General features: G+C 73.8%; 22 protein-coding genes. 7 read left to right on the top strand and 15 right to left on the bottom strand.

The features are described 5' to 3' along the window. Positions 1-93: 93 nt before the first annotated feature. Both Ae505Ps2_RS09260 and Ae505Ps2_RS09255 read left to right on the top strand, forming a co-directional pair. Positions 94-300 (top strand): DUF3073 domain-containing protein, encoded by a 207-nt coding sequence (locus tag Ae505Ps2_RS09260; RefSeq protein WP_043281081.1) that lies wholly within the window; start codon positions 94-96, stop codon positions 298-300. A 194-nt stretch (positions 301-494) separates the two neighbouring features. Then, positions 495-1,235, top strand: a complete 741-nt coding sequence (locus tag Ae505Ps2_RS09255) for an NUDIX domain-containing protein (RefSeq protein ID WP_020626717.1) — start codon at positions 495-497, stop codon at positions 1,233-1,235. Between the two features lie 269 nt (positions 1,236-1,504). Here the strand turns inward: Ae505Ps2_RS09255 and purM are convergent, their stop codons facing one another. The 6 genes from purM to purS form a co-directional block, all read right to left on the bottom strand. After that, entirely contained in the window at positions 1,505-2,602 is a 1,098-nt protein-coding gene (gene purM, locus Ae505Ps2_RS09250) for a phosphoribosylformylglycinamidine cyclo-ligase (RefSeq protein WP_020626716.1), read from the bottom strand. 43 nt (positions 2,603-2,645) lie between these two features. Further along, positions 2,646-4,121 (bottom strand): amidophosphoribosyltransferase, encoded by a 1,476-nt coding sequence (gene purF, locus Ae505Ps2_RS09245; RefSeq protein WP_249265242.1) that lies wholly within the window; start codon positions 4,119-4,121, stop codon positions 2,646-2,648. A 230-nt stretch (positions 4,122-4,351) separates the two neighbouring features. Continuing rightward, complete coding sequence (locus Ae505Ps2_RS09240) at positions 4,352-4,690, bottom strand: sterol carrier family protein (RefSeq protein WP_075308762.1); 339 nt, start codon at positions 4,688-4,690, stop codon at positions 4,352-4,354. Next, positions 4,690-6,996, bottom strand: a complete 2,307-nt coding sequence (gene purL, locus Ae505Ps2_RS09235; protein ID WP_075553560.1) for a phosphoribosylformylglycinamidine synthase subunit PurL — start codon at positions 6,994-6,996, stop codon at positions 4,690-4,692. Before purL ends, Ae505Ps2_RS09240 begins: the two co-directional genes overlap by 1 nt. A gap of 166 nt (positions 6,997-7,162) precedes the next feature. After that, entirely contained in the window at positions 7,163-7,837 is a 675-nt protein-coding gene (gene purQ, locus Ae505Ps2_RS09230; protein ID WP_075308766.1) for a phosphoribosylformylglycinamidine synthase subunit PurQ, read from the bottom strand. Beyond that, positions 7,834-8,067: a phosphoribosylformylglycinamidine synthase subunit PurS gene (gene purS / locus Ae505Ps2_RS09225; RefSeq protein WP_043278022.1), complete on the bottom strand. Its 234-nt coding sequence runs from the start codon at positions 8,065-8,067 to the stop codon at positions 7,834-7,836. Before purS ends, purQ begins: the two co-directional genes overlap by 4 nt. A 60-nt stretch (positions 8,068-8,127) precedes the next feature. On the opposite strand from purS, the gene Ae505Ps2_RS09220 reads away from it, so the two are divergent. Genes Ae505Ps2_RS09220 through Ae505Ps2_RS09210 form a run of 3 tightly spaced genes read left to right on the top strand, consistent with a single transcriptional unit; the run spans position 8,128 to position 10,181 of the window. Next, the gene (locus tag Ae505Ps2_RS09220) at positions 8,128-9,132 is read left to right on the top strand and encodes an NAD-dependent epimerase/dehydratase family protein (RefSeq protein ID WP_075308768.1); all 1,005 of its coding nucleotides are present in this window, start codon (positions 8,128-8,130) and stop codon (positions 9,130-9,132) included. Positions 9,133-9,177: 45 nt separating this feature from the next. Continuing rightward, a complete protein-coding gene (locus Ae505Ps2_RS09215) occupies positions 9,178-9,810 on the top strand; it encodes an MBL fold metallo-hydrolase (protein ID WP_075308773.1) in 633 nt (210 codons plus the stop codon). Continuing rightward, positions 9,810-10,181: a VOC family protein gene (locus Ae505Ps2_RS09210; protein WP_020623699.1), complete on the top strand. Its 372-nt coding sequence runs from the start codon at positions 9,810-9,812 to the stop codon at positions 10,179-10,181. Before Ae505Ps2_RS09215 ends, Ae505Ps2_RS09210 begins: the two co-directional genes overlap by 1 nt. Positions 10,182-10,258: 77 nt before the next feature. Here Ae505Ps2_RS09210 and Ae505Ps2_RS09205 read toward each other — a convergent pair whose 3' ends face one another. The 6 genes from Ae505Ps2_RS09205 to Ae505Ps2_RS09180 all read right to left on the bottom strand — a co-directional run bounded on the left by Ae505Ps2_RS09205 (position 10,259) and on the right by Ae505Ps2_RS09180 (position 16,461). After that, positions 10,259-11,017 carry a DUF2334 domain-containing protein gene (locus Ae505Ps2_RS09205; protein ID WP_233147396.1) on the bottom strand — a complete coding sequence of 253 codons (759 nt, stop codon included), beginning with the start codon at positions 11,015-11,017 and terminating at the stop codon, positions 10,259-10,261. Between the two features lie 75 nt (positions 11,018-11,092). Next, positions 11,093-11,815 (bottom strand): GolD/DthD family dehydrogenase, encoded by a 723-nt coding sequence (locus Ae505Ps2_RS09200; RefSeq protein ID WP_075308775.1) that lies wholly within the window; start codon positions 11,813-11,815, stop codon positions 11,093-11,095. After that, positions 11,815-12,321, bottom strand: coding sequence for a ribose-5-phosphate isomerase (locus Ae505Ps2_RS09195; RefSeq protein WP_060713574.1), 507 nt, complete (start codon positions 12,319-12,321; stop codon positions 11,815-11,817). The genes Ae505Ps2_RS09200 and Ae505Ps2_RS09195 overlap by 1 nt, the downstream gene beginning before the upstream one ends. Further along, entirely contained in the window at positions 12,318-14,045 is a 1,728-nt protein-coding gene (locus Ae505Ps2_RS09190; RefSeq protein WP_075308777.1) for a dihydroxyacetone kinase family protein, read from the bottom strand. Before Ae505Ps2_RS09190 ends, Ae505Ps2_RS09195 begins: the two co-directional genes overlap by 4 nt. Further along, positions 14,042-15,361: an RbtT/DalT/CsbX family MFS transporter gene (locus Ae505Ps2_RS09185; protein WP_075308779.1), complete on the bottom strand. Its 1,320-nt coding sequence runs from the start codon at positions 15,359-15,361 to the stop codon at positions 14,042-14,044. The genes Ae505Ps2_RS09190 and Ae505Ps2_RS09185 overlap by 4 nt, the downstream gene beginning before the upstream one ends. Before the next feature lie 8 nt (positions 15,362-15,369). Continuing rightward, positions 15,370-16,461 carry an alcohol dehydrogenase catalytic domain-containing protein gene (locus Ae505Ps2_RS09180; protein WP_075329727.1) on the bottom strand — a complete coding sequence of 364 codons (1,092 nt, stop codon included), beginning with the start codon at positions 16,459-16,461 and terminating at the stop codon, positions 15,370-15,372. Positions 16,462-16,610: 149 nt separating this feature from the next. On the opposite strand from Ae505Ps2_RS09180, the gene Ae505Ps2_RS09175 reads away from it, so the two are divergent. Continuing rightward, positions 16,611-17,561 (top strand): sugar-binding domain-containing protein, encoded by a 951-nt coding sequence (locus tag Ae505Ps2_RS09175; RefSeq protein WP_075332872.1) that lies wholly within the window; start codon positions 16,611-16,613, stop codon positions 17,559-17,561. Between the two features lie 80 nt (positions 17,562-17,641). Here Ae505Ps2_RS09175 and Ae505Ps2_RS09170 read toward each other — a convergent pair whose 3' ends face one another. The 3 genes from Ae505Ps2_RS09170 to Ae505Ps2_RS09160 form a co-directional block, all read right to left on the bottom strand. Continuing rightward, a complete protein-coding gene (locus Ae505Ps2_RS09170; protein ID WP_075308785.1) occupies positions 17,642-18,499 on the bottom strand; it encodes a phosphoribosylaminoimidazolesuccinocarboxamide synthase in 858 nt (285 codons plus the stop codon). Next, the gene (gene purB / locus Ae505Ps2_RS09165) at positions 18,496-19,914 is read right to left on the bottom strand and encodes an adenylosuccinate lyase (protein ID WP_198932113.1); all 1,419 of its coding nucleotides are present in this window, start codon (positions 19,912-19,914) and stop codon (positions 18,496-18,498) included. Before purB ends, Ae505Ps2_RS09170 begins: the two co-directional genes overlap by 4 nt. Positions 19,915-19,981: 67 nt before the next feature. Further along, positions 19,982-20,566 carry a TetR family transcriptional regulator gene (locus Ae505Ps2_RS09160; RefSeq protein ID WP_020623689.1) on the bottom strand — a complete coding sequence of 195 codons (585 nt, stop codon included), beginning with the start codon at positions 20,564-20,566 and terminating at the stop codon, positions 19,982-19,984. Positions 20,567-20,682: 116 nt separating this feature from the next. On the opposite strand from Ae505Ps2_RS09160, the gene Ae505Ps2_RS09155 reads away from it, so the two are divergent. Beyond that, positions 20,683-21,843, top strand: a complete 1,161-nt coding sequence (locus Ae505Ps2_RS09155) for a threonine aldolase family protein (protein WP_051050150.1) — start codon at positions 20,683-20,685, stop codon at positions 21,841-21,843. Positions 21,844-22,158: the final 315 nt, after the last annotated feature.

Here is a 22,158-nt window from a genome sequence, read left to right as displayed (position 1 = left end):
ACGGTTGGTCCCACGACATTGATGAGACGAGAGGGGCCGCCGGGTCGTGCGCAATGACCGGCCGCCCCTTCCCTGTTGTAAGGGGGACCTGCCATGGGGCGTGGACGAGCCAAGGCCAAGCAGACGAAGGTGGCCCGTGAGCTCAAGTACAGCTCCCCTTCTATGGATCTCGACGCCTTGCAGCGGGAGATCGGTAGTGCGACGGCGGTGACGACGACGGACAGCCGCGAGGACGACTACGGCGAGTACGACGACCTCGCCGCCAAGTACAACGACGAGGACGACGACCCTCGGCGTTGACGGCCACTTCGGCGCCCGGCCCCCGTCGTGTTGCGACGGTCCGGGCGCCGTGGCACGTGCCGACCCGGTGAGCCCGCTCGCCGGACCGGTCGCACCGGCCGGTTTCCCCTGGCCGCTCGGATAGGGCAAGATCACGACCTGTCTCCCGTGGGAGGCGTGGTCACCGGTCCCGTCACGTCCGAGGTGTTCAGCAGATGCGCGGCAACCTGTTCGCGGTCGCCGTCAACCTGGTCGTGCTGACCGTACGGTCGGACCGCCTGCACGTGCTGCTCATCGAACGGGGCGAGCCCCCGTTCCTCGGGCACTGGGCGCTGCCCGGTGGTTTCGTGCGCCCTGAGGAGGATCTGGTCCACACCGCCAGTCGGCGGTTGGACGAGGAGACCGGGACCGACACCGGCAACGCCGTCTGCGGGCACCTCGAGCAGCTGGCGAGCTACGCCGCCCCCGACCGCGATCCTCGCGGCCGGGTCCTGTCCGTCGGCTACCTCGCGCTCCTTCCGGACATGCCGGAGCCGACGCCGGGCGGCGGGGCCACCGCATCCGCGTGGTGTGCCGTCGACGACGTGCCGCAGCTGGCGTTCGACCACCAGCGCATCCTCGCCGACGGTGTGGAGCGGGCGAAGTCGAAGCTCGAGTACACGACGCTCGCCGTGTCGTTCTGTCCGGACGAGTTCACGGTGACCGACCTGCGCCGGGTCTACGAGGCCGTCTGGGAGACCTCCCTCGACCCGCGCAACTTCCAGCGCAAGGTGACCTCCACCGACGGCTTCCTCGTGCCGACGACGACGCTGGTCACCGGTGGCCGCGGGCGTCCGCCCCGGTTGTTCCGCCGGGGTCCGGCGACCGCACTGCACCCCCCGATGCTGCGCGAGTCGCACCGCGCCGGGAACCGACCGACCGCGCAGGACGCGGCGTCGCCGCCGGGACCGGCGTAGCGCACGGTCGAGGAGACCCGGACCGGGTCGCCGCCCGGCTGAGCCACGCCCGACCGAGCGCCGGCGACACCCCCTGCGCCGAATTCGCTTACCGGGTAAGCGACTCCCACGCGGAGACCGTCCCCGGCCGGCGGCCGGGACGACGCCGCGACGCTGACGGTACGAGGAGCGCGCCGGATGGCGGAGGGACGCGCCGCGGAGCCGGGCACCGAACCGGAACCGAGCGCACCGGACTGCCGGCCCCGGCGGAACCGGGCGGCACGGGCCGCTCAGAAGCGGGGGTGCTCCCCGCGCAGCTGCACCCGGGCGCCGAGCTCGCCGGAACCGGCACCGTCGACGTCGCCGATCCGGCCGACCTCGCCCAGGATCCAGGCGGGCACGTGCCGCGCGGTGAGGACGGCCAGGGCGCGGTCGACGTCCTCGGGCGGGAGCACCGCGACCATCCCGACGCCCATGTTGAACGTCTTCTCCATCTCCGCACGCTCGACGCGGCCGCGGGACTGGATCAGCTTGAAGATCGGCGCCGGCGTCCAGGAGCCGCGTTCCACGGTGGCGGCGAGACCGTCGGGCAGCACCCGCTCCAGGTTGCGGGCCAGCCCGCCGCCGGTGATGTGGGAGAACGTCCGCACGCCGGTCTCGGCGGTGATCGCCAGGCAGTCCTTGGCGTAGATCCGGGTCGGAACGAGCAGCTCCTCGCCGAGGGAGTGGTCGAACTCCTCCAGCTCACCGGCCAGCGGCAGCCGGGCGATGTCGAGCAGCACGTGACGGGCCAGAGAGTATCCGTTGGAGTGCAGCCCGGAGGAGCCGAGCGCGACCAGCACGTCGCCGGGGCGGACCCGCTCGGGTCGCAGCATCTTCTCGGCGTCGACGACACCGACACCGGTCGCGGAGAGGTCGTAGGCGCCCTCCTCCATCAGGCCGGGGTGCTCGGCGGTCTCGCCGCCGAGCAGCGCGCAGCCCGCGGTCTGGCAGCCCTCCGCGATGCCGCGCACGAGTGTCGCCACCTTGTCGGGGACGATCTTGCCGATGGCGATGTAGTCCTGCAGGAACAGCGGCTCGGCCCCGCAGACCACCAGGTCGTCGACGACCATCGCGACGAGGTCCTGACCGATGGTGTCGTGCTTGTCCATCGCCTGCGCGATCGCGACCTTGGTGCCGACGCCGTCGGTCGAGGCGGCCAGCACCGGCTCGGAGTACTTGCCGAACTTCGCCGCGAACAGGCCCGCGAACCCGCCGATGCCGCCGCGCACCTCGGGCCGGGTCGCCTTCTCGGCGAACGGACGAAAACGTTCGACCGCCTGCTCCCCCGCATCGATGTCCACCCCCGCGGAGGCGTAGCTGGCGGGGCCGGGCTCGGTCGAGGGCATGCGTGGTCTCTCCAGGTCGGGGCGGGGTCGTGATCGGGTGCCGCTACGGGCGGGTCAGCGCTTCCCCGGCACCGTATCCGACGGACAACGGCCCCGGATCGCCAGAGGCCGCACCGGACGCCGTCGGCTCCGGGACGTCCTCCAGCAGGTGCTTGCCGAGCTGGGCCTCCTCCGGCAGCGGGATCGGGTACTCCCCGTCGAAGCAGGCGCAGCACAGCCGCGAGCGTGGCTGCTCGGAGGCGGCGACCATCTGGTCGACCGAGACGTAGCCGAGGCTGTCCGAGCCGATCGAGCGTCGGACGCCCTCGGTGTCGGCGCCGTTGGCGATGAGCTCGGCCCGGCTGGCGAAGTCGATGCCGTAGAAGCAGGGCCAGCGCACCGGCGGCGAGGCGATCCGCACGTGCACCTCGAGCGCGCCGGCCTCGCGCAGCATCCGCACCAGCGCGCGCTGGGTGTTGCCGCGGACGATCGAGTCGTCGACGACGACCAGGCGCTTGCCGCGGATGACGTTGCGCAGCGGGTTCAGCTTCAGCCGGATGCCGAGCTGGCGGATGGTCTGGCTGGGCTGGATGAAGGTCCTCCCGACGTAGGCGTTCTTCACCAGGCCCTGGCCGTAGGGGATGCCGGAGCCCTGGGCGTAGCCGATCGCGGCCGGGGTGCCGGACTCCGGGACCGGGATGACCAGGTCGGCCTCGACCGGGTGCTCCTCGGCGAGCCGGCGGCCGATCTCGACCCGGGTGTCGTAGACCGAGCGGCCGGCGATGGTGGTGTCCGGGCGCGCCAGGTAGACGTACTCGAACACGCAGCCCTTCGGCTCCGGGGCGGCGAAGCGCTGGCTGCGGATGCCGTCGGAGTCGATCGCGATGAGCTCGCCCGGCTCGACCTCGCGGACGAAGGAGGCACCGACGATGTCCAGCGCCGCCGTCTCCGACGCGACGACCCAGCCCCGCTCCAGGCGGCCCAGCACCAGCGGGCGGACGCCGTGGGAGTCACGGGCGGCGTAGAGGGTGTTCTCGTCGGCGAAGGTCAGCGAGAACGCGCCGCGCAGCCGCGGCAGCAGCCGCATCGCGGCCTCGTAGACGCCGAGGTCCGCCGCGCCCGCGGCGAGCAGCTCGGTGAGCAGGTCGGAGTCGGTGGTCGCGCGCAGCCCGGACCGCTTGCGGTTCTCCAGCTTCGCGACGGCGTCGCGCAGCTCGGCGGTGTTGACGAGGTTGCCGTTGTGGCCCAGCGCGAGGCCCGAGCCCGCGGCGGTGGTCCGGAACGTCGGCTGGGCGTTCTCCCAGGTCGTCGCGCCGGTCGTCGAATAGCGGCAGTGCCCGACGGCGAGGTGCCCGCGCAGCGAGGACAGCGTCTGCTCGTCGAACACCTGGCTGACCAGGCCGAGGTCCTTGAACACCACGGTGCGACGGCCGTCGGACACGGCGATGCCGGCGGCCTCCTGGCCGCGGTGCTGCAGCGCGTAGAGGCCGTAGTAGGTCATCTTCGCGATGTCCTCGCCGGGGGCCCAGACGCCGAACACACCGCACTCCTCGCGGGGTCCTGACTCGTCGGGCTCGGGGGCGGGGGGGGCGACAGGGGTGAGGGAGAGGGTTCGTTCAGGGCTGACGTGCTCGTTCCGGACGGAACTCAACGCGGCGCTCCTCGGCTGGCGGCGTACCGGGACCAGGGCACGACTGTACGCCCCGAGATCACCCATCCCCAGGTACGGGGACAGGGGTCACGTCGGCGTCGCACACCGCTCCCGTCCGGTCACGGCGTGCGCAGCGGCAGGAACGAGGCGATCTCCCCCGCCCGCGACCCCGACGCGGACACCCGCCCGGTGGCGACGGCGTCGTCCCAGCTCAGGCGGCCGATGGCGAGCGCGATCCAGGTCCGCGGATCGGCCTCGACGACGTTCGGCGGGGTGCCGCGGGTGTGCCGCGGCCCCTCGACGCACTGCACCGCACCGAACGGCGGGACCCGCACCTCGACGCTGCGGCCGGGGGCACGCCGGGCCAGCTCGTCCAGTGACTCCCTGACCGCGGCCTTGCGCACCGCCCGCTCCGGCTCGACGTCCCGGTCGACCCAGTCCGCGAGGAGGTCGGACATCAGACCGAGACGGCGCCGAACCGCGCGGGGAGGGTGCCCTCCCAGGCGGTGCGCAGCTCGTCGAGCGGCACCGCGCCGACGGCGTCGCCCAGGTCGAGGACGTCGCCGCCGGTCTCGCCGAGCCGCAGCGCAGGAACACCGGTCTCGGCGGCGCGGACGAGGAACGCGTCGGCCCCGGCGGCGGGAACGGTGACCAGCACCCGTCCGGCGGACTCGGCGAACAGCGCGGTGAAGGAGTCCTCGTGCACCCCGGCCAGGTCGACGCGGGCGCCCCGGCCCCCGGCGAGTGCGGCCTCGACCAGACCCTGGGCCAGGCCGCCGTCGGACAGGTCGTGGCTTCCGGTCAGGGCCCGGTCCGCGGCCGCGGCCGCCAGGAGCTGCGCGAGGCGCCGTTCGTGCTCCAGGTCCACGGCGGGCGGCCGTCCGCCGAGGTGCCCGTGCACCTCGTGCGCCCACTCCGACCCGCCGAACTCGGCGGTGGTGGTGCCGAGCAGGACGACCGTGTCGCCGTCGGCACCGGCGAACCCGGACCGGACCGCGGTGGTGACGTCGTCGATCACGCCGAGCACGCCGACGACCGGGGTCGGCAGGATCGCCGTCGTCCCGGTCTGGTTGTAGAAGCTCACGTTGCCGCCGGTGACCGGGGTGCCCAGCACCGCGCAGCCGTCGGCGAGGCCGCGCACGGCCTGCTCGAACTGCCACATGACGTGCGGGTCCTCCGGCGAGCCGAAGTTCAGGCAGTCGGTGACGGCGAGCGGGACGGCGCCGGAGGTCGCGACGTTGCGGTAGGCCTCGGCCAGCGCGAGCTGCGCGCCGACGTACGGGTCGAGCGCGACGAAGCGGGAGTTGCAGTCGGTCGCGACGGCGATGCCGCGGCCGGTGGACTCGTCGACCTGCACGACCCCGGAGTCGGCGCCGTGCGCGGCGACGGTGTTGCCGCGCACGTAGCGGTCGTACTGGTCGGTGACCCAGGCCCGCGACGCGAGGTTCGGCGCGGCGGCCATCCGCAGGATCTCCGCGCGCAGCTCGGACGGGGTCTCCGGGCGGGGCAGCGCCTCCGGCGAGTCCGCGTTCAGCGCGTCCTGCTTCGCGTCGTCCCGGGCGACCGGGCGGGTGTAGACCGGGCCCTCGTGGGCGACGGTGCGCGGCGGCACGTCGACGACGGTCTCCCCCTGGGAGGTGATCACCAGGCGGTCGCCGTCGGTGACCTCGCCGATCACGGTGGCGATGGTGTCCCACTTGCGGCAGACGGCGAGGAAGGCCTCGACGTTCTCCGGGGTCACGACCGCGCACATCCGCTCCTGGGACTCCGAGGAGAGGATCTCGGCGGCGGTCATGCCGGTGGCACGCAGCGGAACGGCGTCGAGGTCGACGTGCATGCCGCCGTCGCCGGCGGAGGCGAGCTCGGAGGTCGCACACGACAGCCCGGCACCACCGAGGTCCTGGATGCCGACGACCAGCCCGGCCGCGAACAGCTCCAGGCAGCACTCGATGAGGACCTTCTCGGTGAACGGGTCGCCGACCTGGACGCTCGGGAGCTTCTTGCGCCCGGTGCCGCCGCTCTCGGCGTCGAAGGTCTCCGACGCCAGCACCGAGACACCGCCGATGCCGTCCAGCCCGGTCGTCGCCCCGAACAGAATGATCTTGTTGCCGGTGCCGGAGGCGAACGCGAGGTGCAGGTCCTCGGTCTTCAACGCGCCCACGCACAGCGCGTTGACCAGCGGGTTCCCCGCGTAGGACGGGTCGAAGACGACCTCGCCCGCGACGTTCGGCAGACCGAGGCAGTTCCCGTAGCCGCCGACCCCGGCGACGATGCCGGGCAGCACCCGGCCGGTGTCGTCGGCGTCGAGCGGGCCGAAGCGCAGCGGGTCGCCGACGGCGATCGGGCGCGCGCCCATCGCCATGATGTCGCGGACGATGCCGCCGACACCGGTCGCCGCGCCCTGGTAGGGCTCGACGTAGGACGGGTGGTTGTGCGACTCGACCTTGAAGGTGACCGCCCAGCCGTCGCCGACGGACACGACACCCGCGTTCTCGCCGATCCCGGCGAGCATCGTCGAGCGCATCTGTTCGGTGGTGGTCTCACCGAAGTAGCGCAGGTGGACCTTGGAGGACTTGTAGGAGCAGTGCTCGCTCCACATCACCGAGTACATCGCGAGCTCGGCGTCGGTGGGCCGGCGGCCGAGGATCTCCCGGATGCGGGCGTACTCGTCGTCCTTGAGCCCCAGCTCCCGGAAGGGCTGCGGCTGCTCCGGAGTGGCCTCGGCGTGCTTGACGGAATCGACCGGCACCTGGGACTGCGTCACGGGGCCAGGGTAGACGGACCGCCCCGGTCCACGTCCCGGCACGGTGCCGGGGCCCACAGGCGGGGTTCCCCACAGCGGGCCCCGGGAGGGGTCGGAGACGGAGACGGCCGGTGGTCCGCGGGGACCACCGGCCGGGCCGTGCGTCGACGGTGGGTCGGGCGCCGGGTCAGGCGGTGGCCCGGGCCAGCACCGAGGTGAACAGGCCGAGGCCGTCGGCGGACGGGCCGGTCAGCCCGCTGGTCGCGTGCTCCGGGTGCGGCATGAGGCCGACGACGTTGCCCGCCGGGTTGGTGATGCCGGCGATGTCACGCGTCGAGCCGTTGGGGGCGGGCTCGCTGTAGCGGAACACCACGCGGCCCTCGCCCTCCAGCTCGTCGAGGGTCGCGGCGTCGGCGACGTAGCGCCCCTCCTGCGACTTCAGCGGGATCGTCAGCCGGTCCCCCGCGGTGTAGTCGCCGGTCCACGCGGTCTGCGCGTTCTCCACGGTCAGCTCGAGATCCCGGCACAGGAAGTGCAGCCCGGCGTTCGCGACGAGCGCGCCCGGGAGCAGGTGTGCCTCGCAGAGGATCTGGAAGCCGTTGCAGATGCCGAGCACCGGCAGACCGCGCCCGGCGCCCGCCACGACCTCGGTCATGATCGGCGCCAGGCTCGCGATCGCCCCGGCGCGCAGGTAGTCGCCGTAGGAGAACCCACCCGGCACGACGACGGCGTCCACACCCTGCAGGTCGTGGTCGCCGTGCCACAGCGGGACGGCCTCGGCGCCGGCGCGGCGGACCGCGCGGGCGGCGTCGGCGTCGTCGAGGGTCCCCGGGAAGGTGATCACACCGACGCGGGTGCTCACAGCCGGGTCACCGTCCAGTCCTCGATCACCGGGTTCGCCAGCAGCGAACCGGCGAGCCGGTGCAGGGTCTCGTCGTCGACGCCGTCGGAGACCTCCAGCTCGAAGTGCTTGCCCTGCCGCACCCCGCTCACCCCGGACACACCGATCCGAGCGAGCGCCCGGGTCACGGCCTGACCCTGCACGTCGAGGATCTCGGGCTTGGGCATCACGTCCACCACCACTCTGGCCACGGGGTCAGCCTACGGTGAACAGGGGCGACGGCTCGACGTGCGTGCCCTCACCATCGGCCCATGCGGATCCTCGTCCTGGGTGGCACGGTGTTCCTCTCCCGCGCGGTCGCCGCGGCGGCGCTCGCCGCGGGGCACGCGGTGACCTGCGTGTCCCGTGGTGTCTCCGGGGCGCCACCGGACGGCGCGGAGGCGGTGATCGCCGACCGGTCCCGGCCCGGGGCGCTGGCCGCGGCGCTGCACGGGCGCACGTTCGACGCCGTCGTGGACGTCGCGACGATGTCGGCGCCGTGGGTCCGCGACGCCCTCGACGCGCTGCACGGCCGGTTCGGGCACTGGACCTTCGTCTCCTCGGTCAACGCCTACGCCGACCTGTCGCTGCGCGGCGGGACCGTGGCGCAGCCGACCCTGGCACCGCTGCACGGCCGGCCCGACGAGGAGCTCGCGAAGCGGGACCCGGACGTCTACGGCGCCGCGAAGGTCGCGAGCGAGCAGGCCGTGCGGGAACGGGCCGGCGACCGGGCGCACGTGGTGCGCGGCGGCCTGATGTGCGGGCACGGCGACCTGTCCGACCGCTACGGCTACTGGGCGGACCGGTTCGCCCGTGGGGGCCGGGTGGTCGTCCCGGACGTGCCCGCCCAGCCGATGCAGCTCGTCGACGTCGACGACCTCGCGGCCTGGATCGTGGCCTGCGCGGCCGACGGCACCACCGGCACCCACGACGGCGCCGGCCCGCGGTCCACCCTGGACCGGGTGCTCGCCGAGACCGCCGCCGCCGTGGGCGCCGACGACCTGGAGCTCGTCCGGATCCCGGAACCGACGCTGGCGGAGCAGGGCGTGGGGATCTGGGCCGGCCCGCGGTCGTTGCCGCTCCGGCTGCCGGAAGAGCTCTGGGGCATGGTCGACCGGGACGTCACCACGACGCTCGCCGCGGGCCTGACCCCCCGCCCGCTCGCCGACACCGCCCGCGCCGCGCTGGCGTGGGACCGTGGGCTCGGCGCCGGTCGGGAGCGCCGGGCCGGGCTCACCGACGCCGAGGAACGGGCCGTGCTGCGAGCGCTCGGCTGAGCGGAGCGACGTGCCACCCACCCCCCGACCGGGCATGCTGGTCCCATGCACCTGACGCACTACGGCCACGCCTGCGTCCTGGTCGACACCGGGTCGGCCAGGCTCCTGTTCGACCCGGGCACGTTCTCCACCGGCTTCGAGGCCCTCGACGGCCTGGACGCGATCCTGGTCACCCACCAGCACTTCGACCACGTCGACGCCGACGCGCTGCGCACACTGCTGCGCGCCAACCCCGACGCCGCCCTGGTCACCGACGGCCAGACCGCCGAGCAGCTGGACGGCATCGACGCCCGCACCGCCGCCCCCGGCGACGTGCTGGCCCTCGGTGGCGCCGAGGTGACCGTCGTCGGGTCCGGGGACCATGCGCAGATCCACCCGGACATCCCGCTGGTGGCGAACAACGGCTACCTCGTCGACGGCGCGCTCCTGCACCCCGGCGACGCCTACGTCCCGCCGGGCGTCGAGGAGCTGGCGACGCTGCTGCTCCCGACCGGCGCGCCGTGGTTGAAGGTGTCCGAGGCCGTCGACTACCTGCGGGCGGTCGCGCCGCGCACGGTCGTCCCGATCCACGAGGGCACCCTCGCGAACCCGGCGCTGCACTACCGGTTCTTCGACAACCTGGGTCCCGACGCCACCACGCTCCTGGTCCCCGACCGGGAGAAGGCGATCACCGTCTGATGGCGCTGCAGTGGGAGCAGGTCGTCGTCGACGCCCGGGACCCGATCCGGCTCGGCCGCTGGTGGGCCGAGGCCCTGGACTGGACGGTGGCGAACGCCTCGGCGGCGGAGTTCGAGATCCAGCCGGCCGCGGGTGTCACCCCCGGGCTGATCTTCGTGCCGGTCGCGGAGGGCAAACGGACCAAGAACCGGCTGCACATCGATCTGCGACCGGACGGCGTGCGCGACTCCGAGGTCGCCCGGTTGCTCATGCTGGGCGCGACCCGGGTCGACGTCGGCCAACACCGCGTCCCGGCCGACGAGGTGTCCTGGACGGTGCTCGCCGACCCCGAGGGCAACGAGTTCTGCGTGCTCGGCGAGCGGCGGACCTGACACCTGTCCACAGGTGGCACCGGTTGTCCACAGGGGAACACACACTGTGGACAACCGGGCCGATCGCCGGGGAGCTCCTAGGCTGCCGGGGCCGCGGCGCGGAACAGCGTGCGGTGCACGGCGCCGACGGCGCCCGCTCCGCGCGCCGCGTCGACGGCGGCCAGCGCGGCCTCGACGCGGTGCTCGCGGCGCAGGTCCTTGGCCCGCAGCGCGAGCCGGACGAGCCCTCCGCGCTCGGCGGTACGCACGGCCTGCTGCTCCAGCGCCCGTCCGCGACGGCGTTCCCCCGCACGGCGCTCGCCCCGCCAGGGCTCGGACGAGCGGAAGGTGAGCACCCGCGAGCGCAGCACCGGACCGCCGGTCGCGCGGACGGTCGTCTCGTCGGCGCACAGGCCGAAGCCGAGGTCGGCGAGCGCGTCGAGGGTGCCCTCGGAGGCCATCCAGCCGGGCGGGGCGAAGCCGTCGGTGGACAGCCCGGTCGCGAGCAGGATGCGCCGGGCACCGGTCAGCCGCAGGCCCGCCTCGTGCCGGGGCAGCGCGCCGAACTCGGTGCGCCGCCCGATCCGCGGGACGGTGCCGTTCTGCCAGGCCCCCACCGGGTCGCTCGTGTGGTCGAAGCCGTGCAGGAGCAGGTCGTCCCCGGCTCGGACGCGGCCGGCGATCCAGCGGACCAGGTCGTCGCCGCGGCGCAGCGGTCCTTCAGGACCCTTGGGCTGCACGAGATGGGTCAGCGGCACGCCGCGCCGGTCCAGCTCCGCGGCGAACGCGGCGGCGCGGGCGCGGTCGGCGTCGTCGGAGTCGGTCAGGCCGGACAGCGAGACCAGCAGCGTGCTCATGGCCCCATCCGACCCGACCGAGATGAACCCCGGGTGGAGCCGCCGGATCGCGCGGACGACGATCGGCGGGCGTTCTCAGCGGGCCGTGAACCCGCCGTCGACCCGCAGCTCGGCCCCGTTGACCATGGCGGCCTCGGCCGAGGCCAGGTAGACGACGGCCGCGGCGACCTCCGACGGCTCGGCGAAGCGGCGCGCCGGGATCTCGGCGCGGTGCGCGTCCCCGGCCGGGTTGTCCCACGCCGCGCGGCCCAGGTCGGTGAGCACGACCGTCGGCGAGACGGCGTTCACCGTCACCCCGTGCGGCCCCCACTCGACGGCGAGGGTGCGGGTGAGCCCGTTGATCCCAGCCTTGGACGCGCAGTAGGCCGCGTGCTGCTCCAGCCCGCTGCTCGCCGCCTGCGAGGCGAGGTTCACGATCCGCCCGTACCCCTGCCCGACCATGACCCGGCCCGCGGCGCGGGCCATCAGCCAGGACCCGGTGAGGTTCACGTCCAGGGTGCGGCGCCAGTCGTCGATCCCCAGCTCCAGGGCGGGGGCGAGGCGCGCGATCCCGGCCGAGTTGACCAGCACGTCGACCCGGCCGTGCCGGGCGACGACCTCGTCGACGCAGGCCGCCGCGGCGTCGGGGTCCGCGACGTCGACGACGTGGGTCGACGCGCGGACGTCCGGGACTCCGTCGGTGCGCAGGTCCGCGGCGGCGACCACCGCGCCCTGCCCGGCGAGCGCCCGGACCACCTCGGCGCCGATCCCCGACGCGGCCCCGGTGACGAGCGCGACCGACCCGGTGAGGTCGAACATCAGCAGTCCGTCCCGACGGTCTCCGCCTCGGCGAGGCGCTCGCCGTCGCGCCGGTCGTAGGAGTCGAGCGCGGCGACCTTCTCCGCCGACGCGCTCGCCGGGTCGAACCGGTGGTCGAGCCAGCCGTCGACGAGCGTGCGCGCGAGCTCGATGCCGACCACGCGCTGGCCCATGCAGAGGACCTGCGCGTTGTTGGACTTCACCGAGCGCTCCACGGAGAACGGGTCGTGCGCGGTGACCGCACGAACCCCCGGCACCTTGTTCGCCGAGATCGCCACGCCCAGCCCGGTCCCGCAGATGAGCAGGCCACGGTCGGACTCCCCGTCCGCGATCCGGCGGGCCGCGGCGACGCCGATGTGCGGGTAGGCGGTGTGCCCGTCCGCGCCGACGCCGATGTCGACCACCTCGGCGACGCGGTCGTCGGCCTCCAGGTCGGCCTTCAGCTTCTCCTTGTAGTCGTAGCCGGCGTCGTCGGCGCCCACCACGATGCGCAGCTTCTCGCTCACGTCTGCTCCTCCTGCGACGTCAGGACGTCGGCGACGGCCGTGACGATCAGGCCGAGGCTGGTCGCCCCGGCGTCGGGTGTGCCCACGCTCTTCTCGGCCAGCGGGCGGGCCCGTCCGATCCGTGGCCTCAGGTCGGCGGTCTCGGCGGCGGCGCCGGTCGCGGTCGCGGCGGCGGCCGTCCACGCGCCGGCCAGGTCCTCGCCGGCACCGACCCGGCGCTCCAGCTCGTCGACGAAGGGCAGCAGCGCGTCGAGCAGGGTCTTGTCCCCCGCCTGCGCCCCGCCCAGCTGCTGGATCGTCGTCGCGAACTCCCGGGTCCCGGCGACGACGGTCGCGGCCGGGTAGCCGTCGGCGGTGTCGCCGAGGTGCCGCCCGAACGCCTCGAGCGCGGCGCCCCACAACACCCCCGAGGTGCCGCCGGCGCGCTCGGCCCAGGCCTGTCCCGCCTGCTGGAGCGCCCAGCCGCCGCCGACGTCGTCGCCGAGCTCGCCGACCCGGGCGGTGGCGGCGGTGATGCCCTTGAGCATGCCGCGGCCGTGGTCGCCGTCGCCCGCGACGGCGTCGATGCGGCCGAGTTCGTGCTCGTGGGAGCGGATCGTCGACTCCACCGCCGCCAGTGCGGTGCGCACGGTGCCGGCGAGCCCGCGGGCCGCCCCGCTCGCGGCGGGTGCGGTGACGACGGCGTCGGCCTCGGCGAGCTCGTCGGCGGTCGGCTCGCGCAGCGCCGCCACCGGGGCCGCGGACTTGCGGTAGGCGGGGGTGTAGGCGTCCGCCCGCCAGAGCGGCTCCAGCTCGTCGTCGAGCCACATCAGGGTGAGCGAGCAGCCGCCCATGTCGAGGCTGGTCACGAGCTCGCCGACCTCCGGGTCGACGATCGCGTACCCGGCGTCGCGCAGCCGCGGCGCGACGTGGCGCCACAGCAGGAACAGCTCCTCGTACTTGGTGGTGCCCAGCCCGTTGAGGATCGCCCCGACCCGGCCGGGCGCTCCCGCGGGCGCGTGCTTCAGCACGTCGTCGACCAGCAGCTCCGCCAGCTCGCGGGCGGGCAGCATCGGGACGTCGCGGATGCCGGGCTCACCGTGGATGCCCAGGCCGAGACCGAGGTGACCGTCCGGGACGGTAAACAGCGGCTCGTCCTCGCCGGGCATCGTGCAGCCCGAGAACGCGACGCCGAGCGTGCGGGTCGCGGCGTTCGCCCGGTTCCCGATGCGCTCGACCTCGTCGAGGTCGGCACCGCGTGCGGCGGCCGCGCCCATCGCCTTGAACACGGTGAAGTCGCCCGCGATCCCGCGGCGGCGCGACGGTTCGTCGGCGGAGGCGACGTCGTCGGTGACCACGACGACGCGGGTGTCGATCCCCTCGGCGCGCAGCCGGTCGGCGGCGATCCCGAAGTTGATCGTGTCACCGGCGTAGTTGCCGAAGCTGAAGACCACGCCGCGGCCCTGGTCGGCGGCCTTCGCGACCGAGTAGGCCTGGGCCGCCGACGGCGAGGTGAAGATGTTGCCGACGACGGCGCCGTGTGCCATCCCCGGCCCGACCGTCCCGCAGAACGCCGGGTAGTGGCCGGAGCCGCCCCCGATGACGACGGCGACCTGCGGGCCGCCGTCGCCACGGTGGGCGACCACACCGCCGTGCACCCCTCGGACACGGTCGGCGTAGAGGTCGAGGAAACCGGCCAACTGGTCGTCGGCGAACGTGGCGGGGTCGTCGTGGATCCTGGTCACGAGGTCTCCTTCACGGGGGTCGCGACGGCGGCGCGGGGCTCGGGTGCGTCCTGCGGCACGTTCAGGAACGAGACCATCACGAAGGCCGCGGCGTAGAGGGCGACGAAGGCCCACACGACGCCGACGTTGCCGGTGCCGAGCGCCAGCATCAGGGCGACGACACCCGAACCGAGGAAGGCCGCACCACCGGCGGCGGTGGTGTACATGGCCATCGCGGCGCCCTGGTGGTCGGGTGCGAGCGCGGGCATGATCGCGCCCATCGGGACGAACCCGGCGAGCAGGCAGCCGAAGACGCAGCCCGCGGCGACCGAGACCCAGAATCCCCAGGTCGACCCGGCCGGGACCAGCTGCGGCACGTACCACCAGAGCAGCAGGCCGACCGCGGAGCCGAACACGCCGAACCACTGCACGGTGCGACGCCAGCCCCACCGGTCGCCGACGGCCCCGAACACCGCGTTGACCAGGATGTTCGTCGCGTAGACGAACACGGTCATGGTCAGCCAGCGGCTCTGACCCCAGCCGAGGTCCACCGCGATGACCGTCGGCAGGATGATGAACATGCCGTACTGCGGCGCGGTGTTGATCAGCCGCACCAGGAAACCCATGAGGATCTTCGGGTTGGCCGCGGTCAGCCGCAGCCCGGCGGTCAGCACCTGGCCGGTGGTCTCCCCCGCCGGCGCCAGCCGCTGCGTGGCGTGCGGCTCGTGCACCCCGAAGCGGGCGATCAGGTACCCGGCGACCACGAGCGCGGTCGAGCCGACCATCGCGGCGGTCTCGCCGCCGGTGCTCCCGCCGAAGGCCGGGATCATGCCGAGTGCGAAGAGCGAGCCCAGCGTGGGCAGGCCGCCGGTGAACATGACGTAGAACCAGCCGACGGCGACGCCGTTGCGCGAGTAGGGCGTGACGACGTTGATCCACACCAGGAAGGCGAACGCGAACAGCGGGTAGCCGAAGCCGCGCAGGAAGTAGGTGGCGGCGACCAGCGGGAGGCTGCCGATCTGCAGGCTCAGCAGGAACAGCACCTCGAACACGACCCAGACGGCGACACCGAGGGTCATGACGCGGCGCGGCCCCCACAGGTCGGCGAGCGCTCCGGAGAGGTAGCTGGCGACGAGCACAGCCAGGCTGTAGCCGGTGATGATCGTCGCGACGGTGGCCTCGGGCGAGCCGAGCACCGCCTCGATGTGCGGGGAGATGAAGTTGGACTCGGTCCCGTTGCCGGTCATGAAGACCAGCACGCCGAGGAAGCCCCAGCGCAGGCTGTGCGGGATGCCGATGCGGTCGAGGAAGGTCTCGTGCGGTGTCGTCGTCGACATGGCGGCCCTCACGCGTTCGGGAGGATCGAGACCTTCACCGACGCACCGGAGGTGTCGCCGACCAGGTCGAGGGCCTTCTGGAACTCCGCGAGCGGCACCTGGTGGGTGCAGATGTCGGCGATCGGGAGCTTGCCGTCCTCCAGCATCTTGATCGCGGCGGGCCAGCAGTGCGGGCCGAGGTGGGCGCCGCGGACGTCGAGCTCCTTGTCGTCGGAGATGATCGACCAGTCCACGGTGACCTCGGAGCCGAACACCGAGTACTCGACGTAGGTGCCGAGCTTGCGCAGCAGGTTCAGCCCCTGCGCGACGGCCGGGACGGCGCCCGAGCCCTCCAGGTAGACGTCGGCGCCGTAGCCGTCGGTGAGCTCCTTGACCCGGGCGACCGCGTCCTCGCGGGAGATATTGATCGTGAGATCGGCACCGGTACGGCGACCGAGCTCCAGCTTCTCGTCGTCGAGGTCGAGGGCGATCAGCAGGCGCGGGTTCTTCGCGCGGGCGCCGGCGATCAGGCCGAGGCCGATCGGACCGCACCCGGCGACGACCACCACGTCGTCGAAGGAGATCGTGGCGCGCTCGACGGCGTGCAGCGCGCAGGACAGCGGCTCGGCGAACGCGGCGTGCTGGGGCTCCAGGTCCGGCGAGACCCGGTGCACCCTGGCGCGGGTCGGGACCAGCATGTACTGGGCCATGGCGCCGTCGAAGTTGCGGAAGCCGAACATGTCGTGCGGGCCGCACATCCAGTACTGGCCGCGCAGGCAGTAGCGGCACTGCTCGCAGGGGACGATCTGCTCGCAGGCGACGCGGTCGCCGACGGACACGCCGTGCAGGGCGAGGCCCTCGTCGTCGCCGGCGACGATCCGGCCGACGAACTCGTGGCCCGGGGTCACGCCGGTCTGGGCCCAGGCGGGGCGGTTCTCGTCGCCCCAGAACTTCGCGGCGCCGTGGTAGCACTTCAGGTCGCTCGCGCACACGCCGACGGCCTCGACCTGCATGAGCAGCTCACCGGCCCCGGGCTTCGGGACGTCCACCTCCTCGATGCGGTAGTCCTCGGGGCCGTGCACGACGACCGCCTGCATCCGGGTGGGGATGTTCTCTGCCACGGCGAAACCTCCGTTGGTGCCATGCGGGCTACTGCATGCGTCTGGCCGTGAGCATGCGTTCTCTCGTGAACATCCGTCAACACATCGGTTCCGACTTGAACAAACGTGCAGTAGGGTTCGATCGGAGCGACCCACGGAGGGGGACGGTGATGGCGCCGCACGACTTCTCCCGGCGCGACCTGGGGCTGATGCACCGGGCCGCACGGCTCTACTACGTCGAGGAGCTCAACCAGGCCGCGATCGCCGACCGGCTCACGGTGTCGCGCCCGACCGTGTCCCGGCTGCTCGCCGAGGCCCGCCGGGTCGGGATCGTGCAGATCACCGTGCACGATCCGGAGACGCTGCGGACCGGCGGCGACGACGCGGCCCGGCTCGCCGCCGCGCTCGGGCTGGACCGGGTGTGGCTGGCCCCGCGGACCGCGACCGACCTCGGCGCGTCGCTCGCCGAGCCGGTCGGCGACGCGCTGCGCGAGGCCGGACTGCGCGCGGGCGAGGTCCTGCTCGTCTCCTCGGGGCGCACCGTGTGGGAGCTCAGCCACACCGCGCTGCCCGCGCTGGCCGGTTGCGAGATCGTGCCGACCGTCGGCGGGGTCGCCGAGCCCGAGGCGTGGCACCAGACCAACGAGATCGTCCGGTCGGTCGCCGAACGCGGACACGGGCGCCCGCACTTCCTGTTCACCCAGGCCATGCCGTCGCCGGCGATGAGCCGCACGCTCGCCGAGGACCCGGAGTTCCGGCGGGTCACCGGGTTCTGGACGCGCGCCCAGGCCGCCCTGGTCGGCGTCGGTGCCCCGCCCGCGGGCCGCGCGTCGATCTCGACCTCGGTCCCGCTCGACGACGAGGGCCTGCAGGACGGGGTCGGCGACGTCTGCCTGAACTTCTACCGCGCCGACGGACGCCCGATCGCCTTCCCGGGCAGCGACCGGATGGTGCGGATCTCCCCGGACCAGCTGCGCCGGGTGCCGCGGACGATCGCCGTCGCCGTCGGGGAGGAGAAGGTGCCGAGCATCGTCGGCGGGGCCAGGGCGGGCCTGTTCAACCGCTTGGTCACCGACGCCCCGACGGCCCGCGCCCTGCTCGACGCCCTGCCCCCGGCCTGACCGGCACCTCGGCGCCGCCACCACGGCGGCCGGCGGCCTCCCCGGTGCCCCGCGCGTGGGTCGCCACGTCCGTCGCGGGGTCAGGCGGTGGGTGAGGTCCAGGGGGTACCGGTGATCCGGTGGTAGACCTCGGCGTAGCGGTCGTGGACGACCTTCACGACGTCGTCGGGGACCTCGGGGCCGGGAGCGGTGCGGTCCCAGTCCAGACCGGCGGACCAGTCGCGGACGTACTGCTTGTCGAAGGAGAACTGCACGCGACCGGGCTCGTAGGAGTCGGCGGGCCAGAACCGCGACGAGTCCGGGGTGAGCACCTCGTCGCCCAGCACGATCTCGCCGGAGGCGTCCCGGCCGAACTCCAGCTTGGTGTCGGCGACGAGGATCCCGCCCTGCGCGGCGGACTCGGCGCCGCGGCGGTAGACCTCCAGGGTCAGGTCCCGCAGCCGGGCCGCGGTGTCGGCGCCGAGCAGGGCCACGACGTCGTCGAAGGTCATGAACTCGTCGTGCTCGCCGACCGGCGCCTTGGTGGTCGGGGTGAAGATCGGCTCGGGCAGCTTCGAGCCCTCGACCAGGCCGGCGGGCAGCGTGACGCCGGAGACGGCCCCGGTGCGCTGGTACTCCTTGAGCCCGAGGCCGGTGAGGTAGCCGCGGGCGATGCACTCGACCGGCAGCATCTCCAGCGGACGGCAGCGGACGGCGCGCCCGGCGAACTCGGCGGGGATGTCGTCGGTGCCGATGACGTGGTTGGGCACGAGGTCGCCGGTGCGCTCGAACCAGTACAACGACAGCGCGGTGAGGATCGCGCCCTTGTCCGGGACCGGCGTCGGGAGCACCACGTCGTAGATCGACAGCCGGTCCGAGGCGACGAGCAGCAGCTGGGCCGGGTCGCGCGACTCGTCGAGGTAGAGCTCGCGGACCTTGCCGGAGTGGACGAGCCTCACAGGATCCCTCCGGGGGTGTAGGCGGCGGCCTCGGGGTGCTTCGCGGTGATCGCGGCGATCTTCTCCGTGACGGTGGTGACCTGCGCGGACGCGGCACCGGTGAAGCGCAGCGGGTCCTCCAGCAGCCGGTCCAGCGTGCCGACGGGCAGGCCGAGCCGGTCGTCGCCGGCGAGGCGCTGGAGCAGGTCGTTGTCGGCCTGGCCCTGCTCGCGCATCGCCAGCGCGACGGCGACCGCGTGCTCCTTGATGACCTCGTGCGCGGTCTCCCGGCCGACCCCGGCCCGCACGGCCGCCATGAGCACCGCCGTGGTGGTGAGGAACGGCAGGTAGCGGTCGAGCTCACGGGCGATCACGGCCGGGTAGGCGCCGAACTCGTCGAGCACGGTCAGGGTGGTCTCGTAGAGGCCGTCGAGGGCGAAGAACGCGTCCGGCAGCGCGACGCGGCGCACCACCGAGCAGGAGACGTCGCCCTCGTTCCACTGGGACCCGGCGAGGTCGGCGGTCATGACCGACAGGCCGCGCAGGATCACCATGAGGCCGTTGATGCGCTCGGCGGAACGGGCGTTCATCTTGTGCGGCATGGCGCTCGAGCCGACCTGGCCGGGGGCGAAGCCCTCGGTGGCGAGCTCGGCGCCCGCCATCAGCCGGATCGTCGTGGCCAGCGACGACGGCGCCGCCGCCAGCTGCACCAGCGCGGTGACGACGTCGTGGTCGAGCGAGCGCGGGTAGACCTGCCCGACGCTCGTGAACGCCTCGGCGAACCCGAGGTGCGTGGCGACGCGCCGCTCCAGCTCGTCGAGCTTGGCCGCGTCGCCGTCGAGGAGGTCGAGCATGTCCTGGCTGGTGCCCATCGGGCCCTTGATCCCGCGCAGCGGGTAGCGCGAGCGCAGGTCCTCCAGCCGGGCGTGCGCGACGAGCAGCTCGTCGGCCGCAGAGGCGAACCGCTTGCCCAGGGTGGTGGTCTGCGCGGCGACGTTGTGGCTGCGCCCGGCCATGACCAGCTCGGCGTACTCCGACGCGCGACGCCCGAGCCGCGCCAGGACCGCGACGGTCCGGTCGGCGACGAGCTCCAGCGACAGCCGGATCTGCAGCTGCTCGACGTTCTCGGTGAGGTCGCGGCTGGTCATGCCCTTGTGCACGTGCTCGTGGCCGGCGAGGGCGTTGAACTCCTCGATGCGGGCCTTCACGTCGTGCCGGGTGACGCGCTCACGGGCGGCGATCGAATCCAGGTCGACCTGCTCGACGACGGCCTCGTAGTCGTCGATCACCGACGCCGGCACCTCGATGCCCAGGTCGCGCTGGGCGCGCAGCACCGCGATCCACAGCCGTCGCTCCAGCTGGATCTTGTACTCCGGAGACCAGAGGCGGACCAGCTCGGGGCTCGCGTAGCGCGCGGCCAGCACGTTGGGAATCACGTGGCGCGATGGTAATGGCTGCTCACGGCCCCGCCACGGCCGGGAGCACAGGCTCACACCCGGGGGCTCACGTCCGGGGCAGCGCGTCCAACGCCTCGCGCAGCGCGACCCGGCCGACCGCACGCGGGTCGGGGTCGGCCTCGATCAGCGCGGTGAGGACGACACCGTCGACGAGCGCGGTCAGCCTGCGGACCTCCCCCGGCCCCGGGCGACGGCCGGTCGCGCGGGTGAGGGCCTCGTCGAGCAGGGCGTCGAACTCGACGCGCTGGGCCCGCAGCAGCCCGGCCAGGAACGGGCGCCTGCCGGAACCGATCAGCCGCTCGAACCGGCACAGGACGGCGTCGAGGCCGTCGGTGCGCGAGCGCGGCCCGAGGAGCAGGTCGAGCACGATCTCGGCCGGGTCGTCGCGCCGGGCGAGGCAGTCGTGGGCGTCCGCGAGCTCGGTGCGGGCCAGCCGGTCGAGCGCGGCGGACACCAGGTCCTCCAGCGAGGAGAAGTAGTACGTGGTGGCGGCCAGCGGCACCCCGGCGCGCTCGGCGACGGCGCGGTGGCGGATCGCGTCGAACCCGCTCTCGGCCAGCAGGTCCGCTGCCGCCGCCACCAGCAGGGCGCGGCGCCGTTCACCCTTCTCGGTCTGTTTCGGGGCCGCCATCGCCACATAGTGCCAAGACCGGCCCCATCCGGACGAGTGAGATACCGGACTCGACGCCCAGGTGGGACAGGGGACCGTGACCGTTTCGTGACCCTGCCGTTCTCACCGTGACCGGTATGGAACACACTGTGGGTGTGCGCCCGTCACCCAGAAGCCGCTGGTCGTCGCGTGGTGGCACGCGCGGCGCGGCGGCCGCCCCGGCCCCCGGTGAGCCCGTCGACCTGCGGTCGGACACCGTCACGCTGCCGACCGAGGCGATGCGCCGGGCGATGGCCGAGGCCGAGGTCGGCGACGACGTGCTCGACGGCGACCCCACCATGCGCGAGCTGGAGGAACGGGTCGCCGGCCTGCTCGGCGCCGCCGACGCGCTGTGGACCCCCACCGGGTCGATGGCCAACCTGATCGCGCTGATGAGCAGGCTCGGCCGGGGCGAGGCGTTCCTCGCCCCGCAGGGCGCCCACGTGCTCGACTTCGAGCTGGGCACGGCCGCCTGGCTGGCCGGCGGGATGCCGCGGCCGCTGCCGCACGACGCGGGCCCCGGCAAGGTCACCGCCGCGGCGGTGCGCCGGGCCGCCGTCGACGACGGCTCCTACGCCGCGCTGCGCCCGGTGCTGCTGTGCCTGGAGAACACGCACAACTCCGCGGGCGGCACCGTGATCGCTCCGGAGGAGCACGCCGCCGTCGCCGCGGCGGCACGGGCCGCCCGGCTGTCGGTGCACCTCGACGGCGCCCGGTTGTGGAACGCCGCGGTCGCGCTCGGGGTCCCGCCGGGCGCGCTGACCGTCGGCGCCGACACGGTCGCGGTGTGCCTGTCCAAGGGGCTGGGCGCGCCGGTCGGGTCGGTCGTCGCGGGGTCGACGGAGTTCGTCGAGCACGCCCGGCGGCTGCGCAAGATGCTCGGCGGCGGCGTCCGGCAGGGTGGGGTGCTGGCCGCGGCCGGACTCGTCGCGCTGGAGGAGATCGACCGGCTCGCCGAGGACCACGACCTCGCGACGCGGCTCGCCGCCGGGCTGCGCGAGCGCGGCTGGCGGGTCCGCGAGCCGCAGACCAACATCGTGCTGGTGGACGTGGCCGACGTGCGCGGCACGATCGCCACGTTCGCCGAGGCCGGGGTCCGCGCAGGTGCCATCGCGGGCAAGCTGCGGCTGATGACCCACCGCGACGTCGGCGACAAGCACATCAAGGCGGCACTGGACCGGATCGGTGAGGTCGGCCCGGCCAGCACCGGCTCCCCCGGCGGCCCCGGGATGCTGCCCCGCACCGCCCTCGGCAGCTGAGGCCACCGCCCCGCTGCACCGTCCGGTCCGGTCGGGCCCGTCCCACGGCATCGGCGACGGAGCGCGTCGGACGCCCGCCGTCGCCGCCGTCACAGTGTCGCGCGGAGTCAACTCACTGTCGTCCGAAGTCAAGTCGCCCCGCACGATCGGGTCCACACTGGGCGACGGCCGGACGCCGGAGCAGGCGTCGGCCTAGGCTTCCGCCGCCGTCGCGCCCGTGCGTACGCACCGCTGCGCGCCGGTGGCCCCGACCCCCGACCGGTGCCGGTGAGCTGCGCGGACCCGCGATCGCCGGGGGTCGCGCGGCCCGTGGCG

It is taken from the genome of Pseudonocardia sp. Ae505_Ps2 (assembly GCF_001932425.1).
Classification (GTDB): domain Bacteria; phylum Actinomycetota; class Actinomycetes; order Mycobacteriales; family Pseudonocardiaceae; genus Pseudonocardia.
This window is presented reverse-complemented; position numbering and strand designations above follow the sequence as displayed.

Bases quoted from the DNA above. Each gene is read 5' to 3' on its own strand.
- Ae505Ps2_RS09240 (WP_075308762.1), bottom strand. From the start codon at position 4,690: ATGTCCGACCTCCTCGCGGACTGGGTCGACCGGGACGTCGAGCCGGAG.
- Ae505Ps2_RS09205 (WP_233147396.1), bottom strand. From the start codon at position 11,017: ATGAGCACGCTGCTGGTCTCGCTGTCCGGCCTGACCGACTCCGACGAC.
- Ae505Ps2_RS09175 (WP_075332872.1), top strand. From the start codon at position 16,611: ATGGCGCCGCACGACTTCTCCCGGCGCGACCTGGGGCTGATGCACCGG.
- Ae505Ps2_RS09220 (WP_075308768.1), top strand. From the start codon at position 8,128: ATGCGGATCCTCGTCCTGGGTGGCACGGTGTTCCTCTCCCGCGCGGTC.
- Ae505Ps2_RS09210 (WP_020623699.1), top strand. From the start codon at position 9,810: ATGGCGCTGCAGTGGGAGCAGGTCGTCGTCGACGCCCGGGACCCGATC.
- Ae505Ps2_RS09200 (WP_075308775.1), bottom strand. From the start codon at position 11,815: ATGTTCGACCTCACCGGGTCGGTCGCGCTCGTCACCGGGGCCGCGTCG.
- Ae505Ps2_RS09260 (WP_043281081.1), top strand. From the start codon at position 94: ATGGGGCGTGGACGAGCCAAGGCCAAGCAGACGAAGGTGGCCCGTGAG.
- Ae505Ps2_RS09155 (WP_051050150.1), top strand. From the start codon at position 20,683: ATGGAACACACTGTGGGTGTGCGCCCGTCACCCAGAAGCCGCTGGTCG.
- purM (WP_020626716.1), bottom strand. From the start codon at position 2,602: ATGCCCTCGACCGAGCCCGGCCCCGCCAGCTACGCCTCCGCGGGGGTG.
- Ae505Ps2_RS09185 (WP_075308779.1), bottom strand. From the start codon at position 15,361: ATGTCGACGACGACACCGCACGAGACCTTCCTCGACCGCATCGGCATC.
- Ae505Ps2_RS09255 (WP_020626717.1), top strand. From the start codon at position 495: ATGCGCGGCAACCTGTTCGCGGTCGCCGTCAACCTGGTCGTGCTGACC.
- Ae505Ps2_RS09160 (WP_020623689.1), bottom strand. From the start codon at position 20,566: ATGGCGGCCCCGAAACAGACCGAGAAGGGTGAACGGCGCCGCGCCCTG.
- Ae505Ps2_RS09215 (WP_075308773.1), top strand. From the start codon at position 9,178: ATGCACCTGACGCACTACGGCCACGCCTGCGTCCTGGTCGACACCGGG.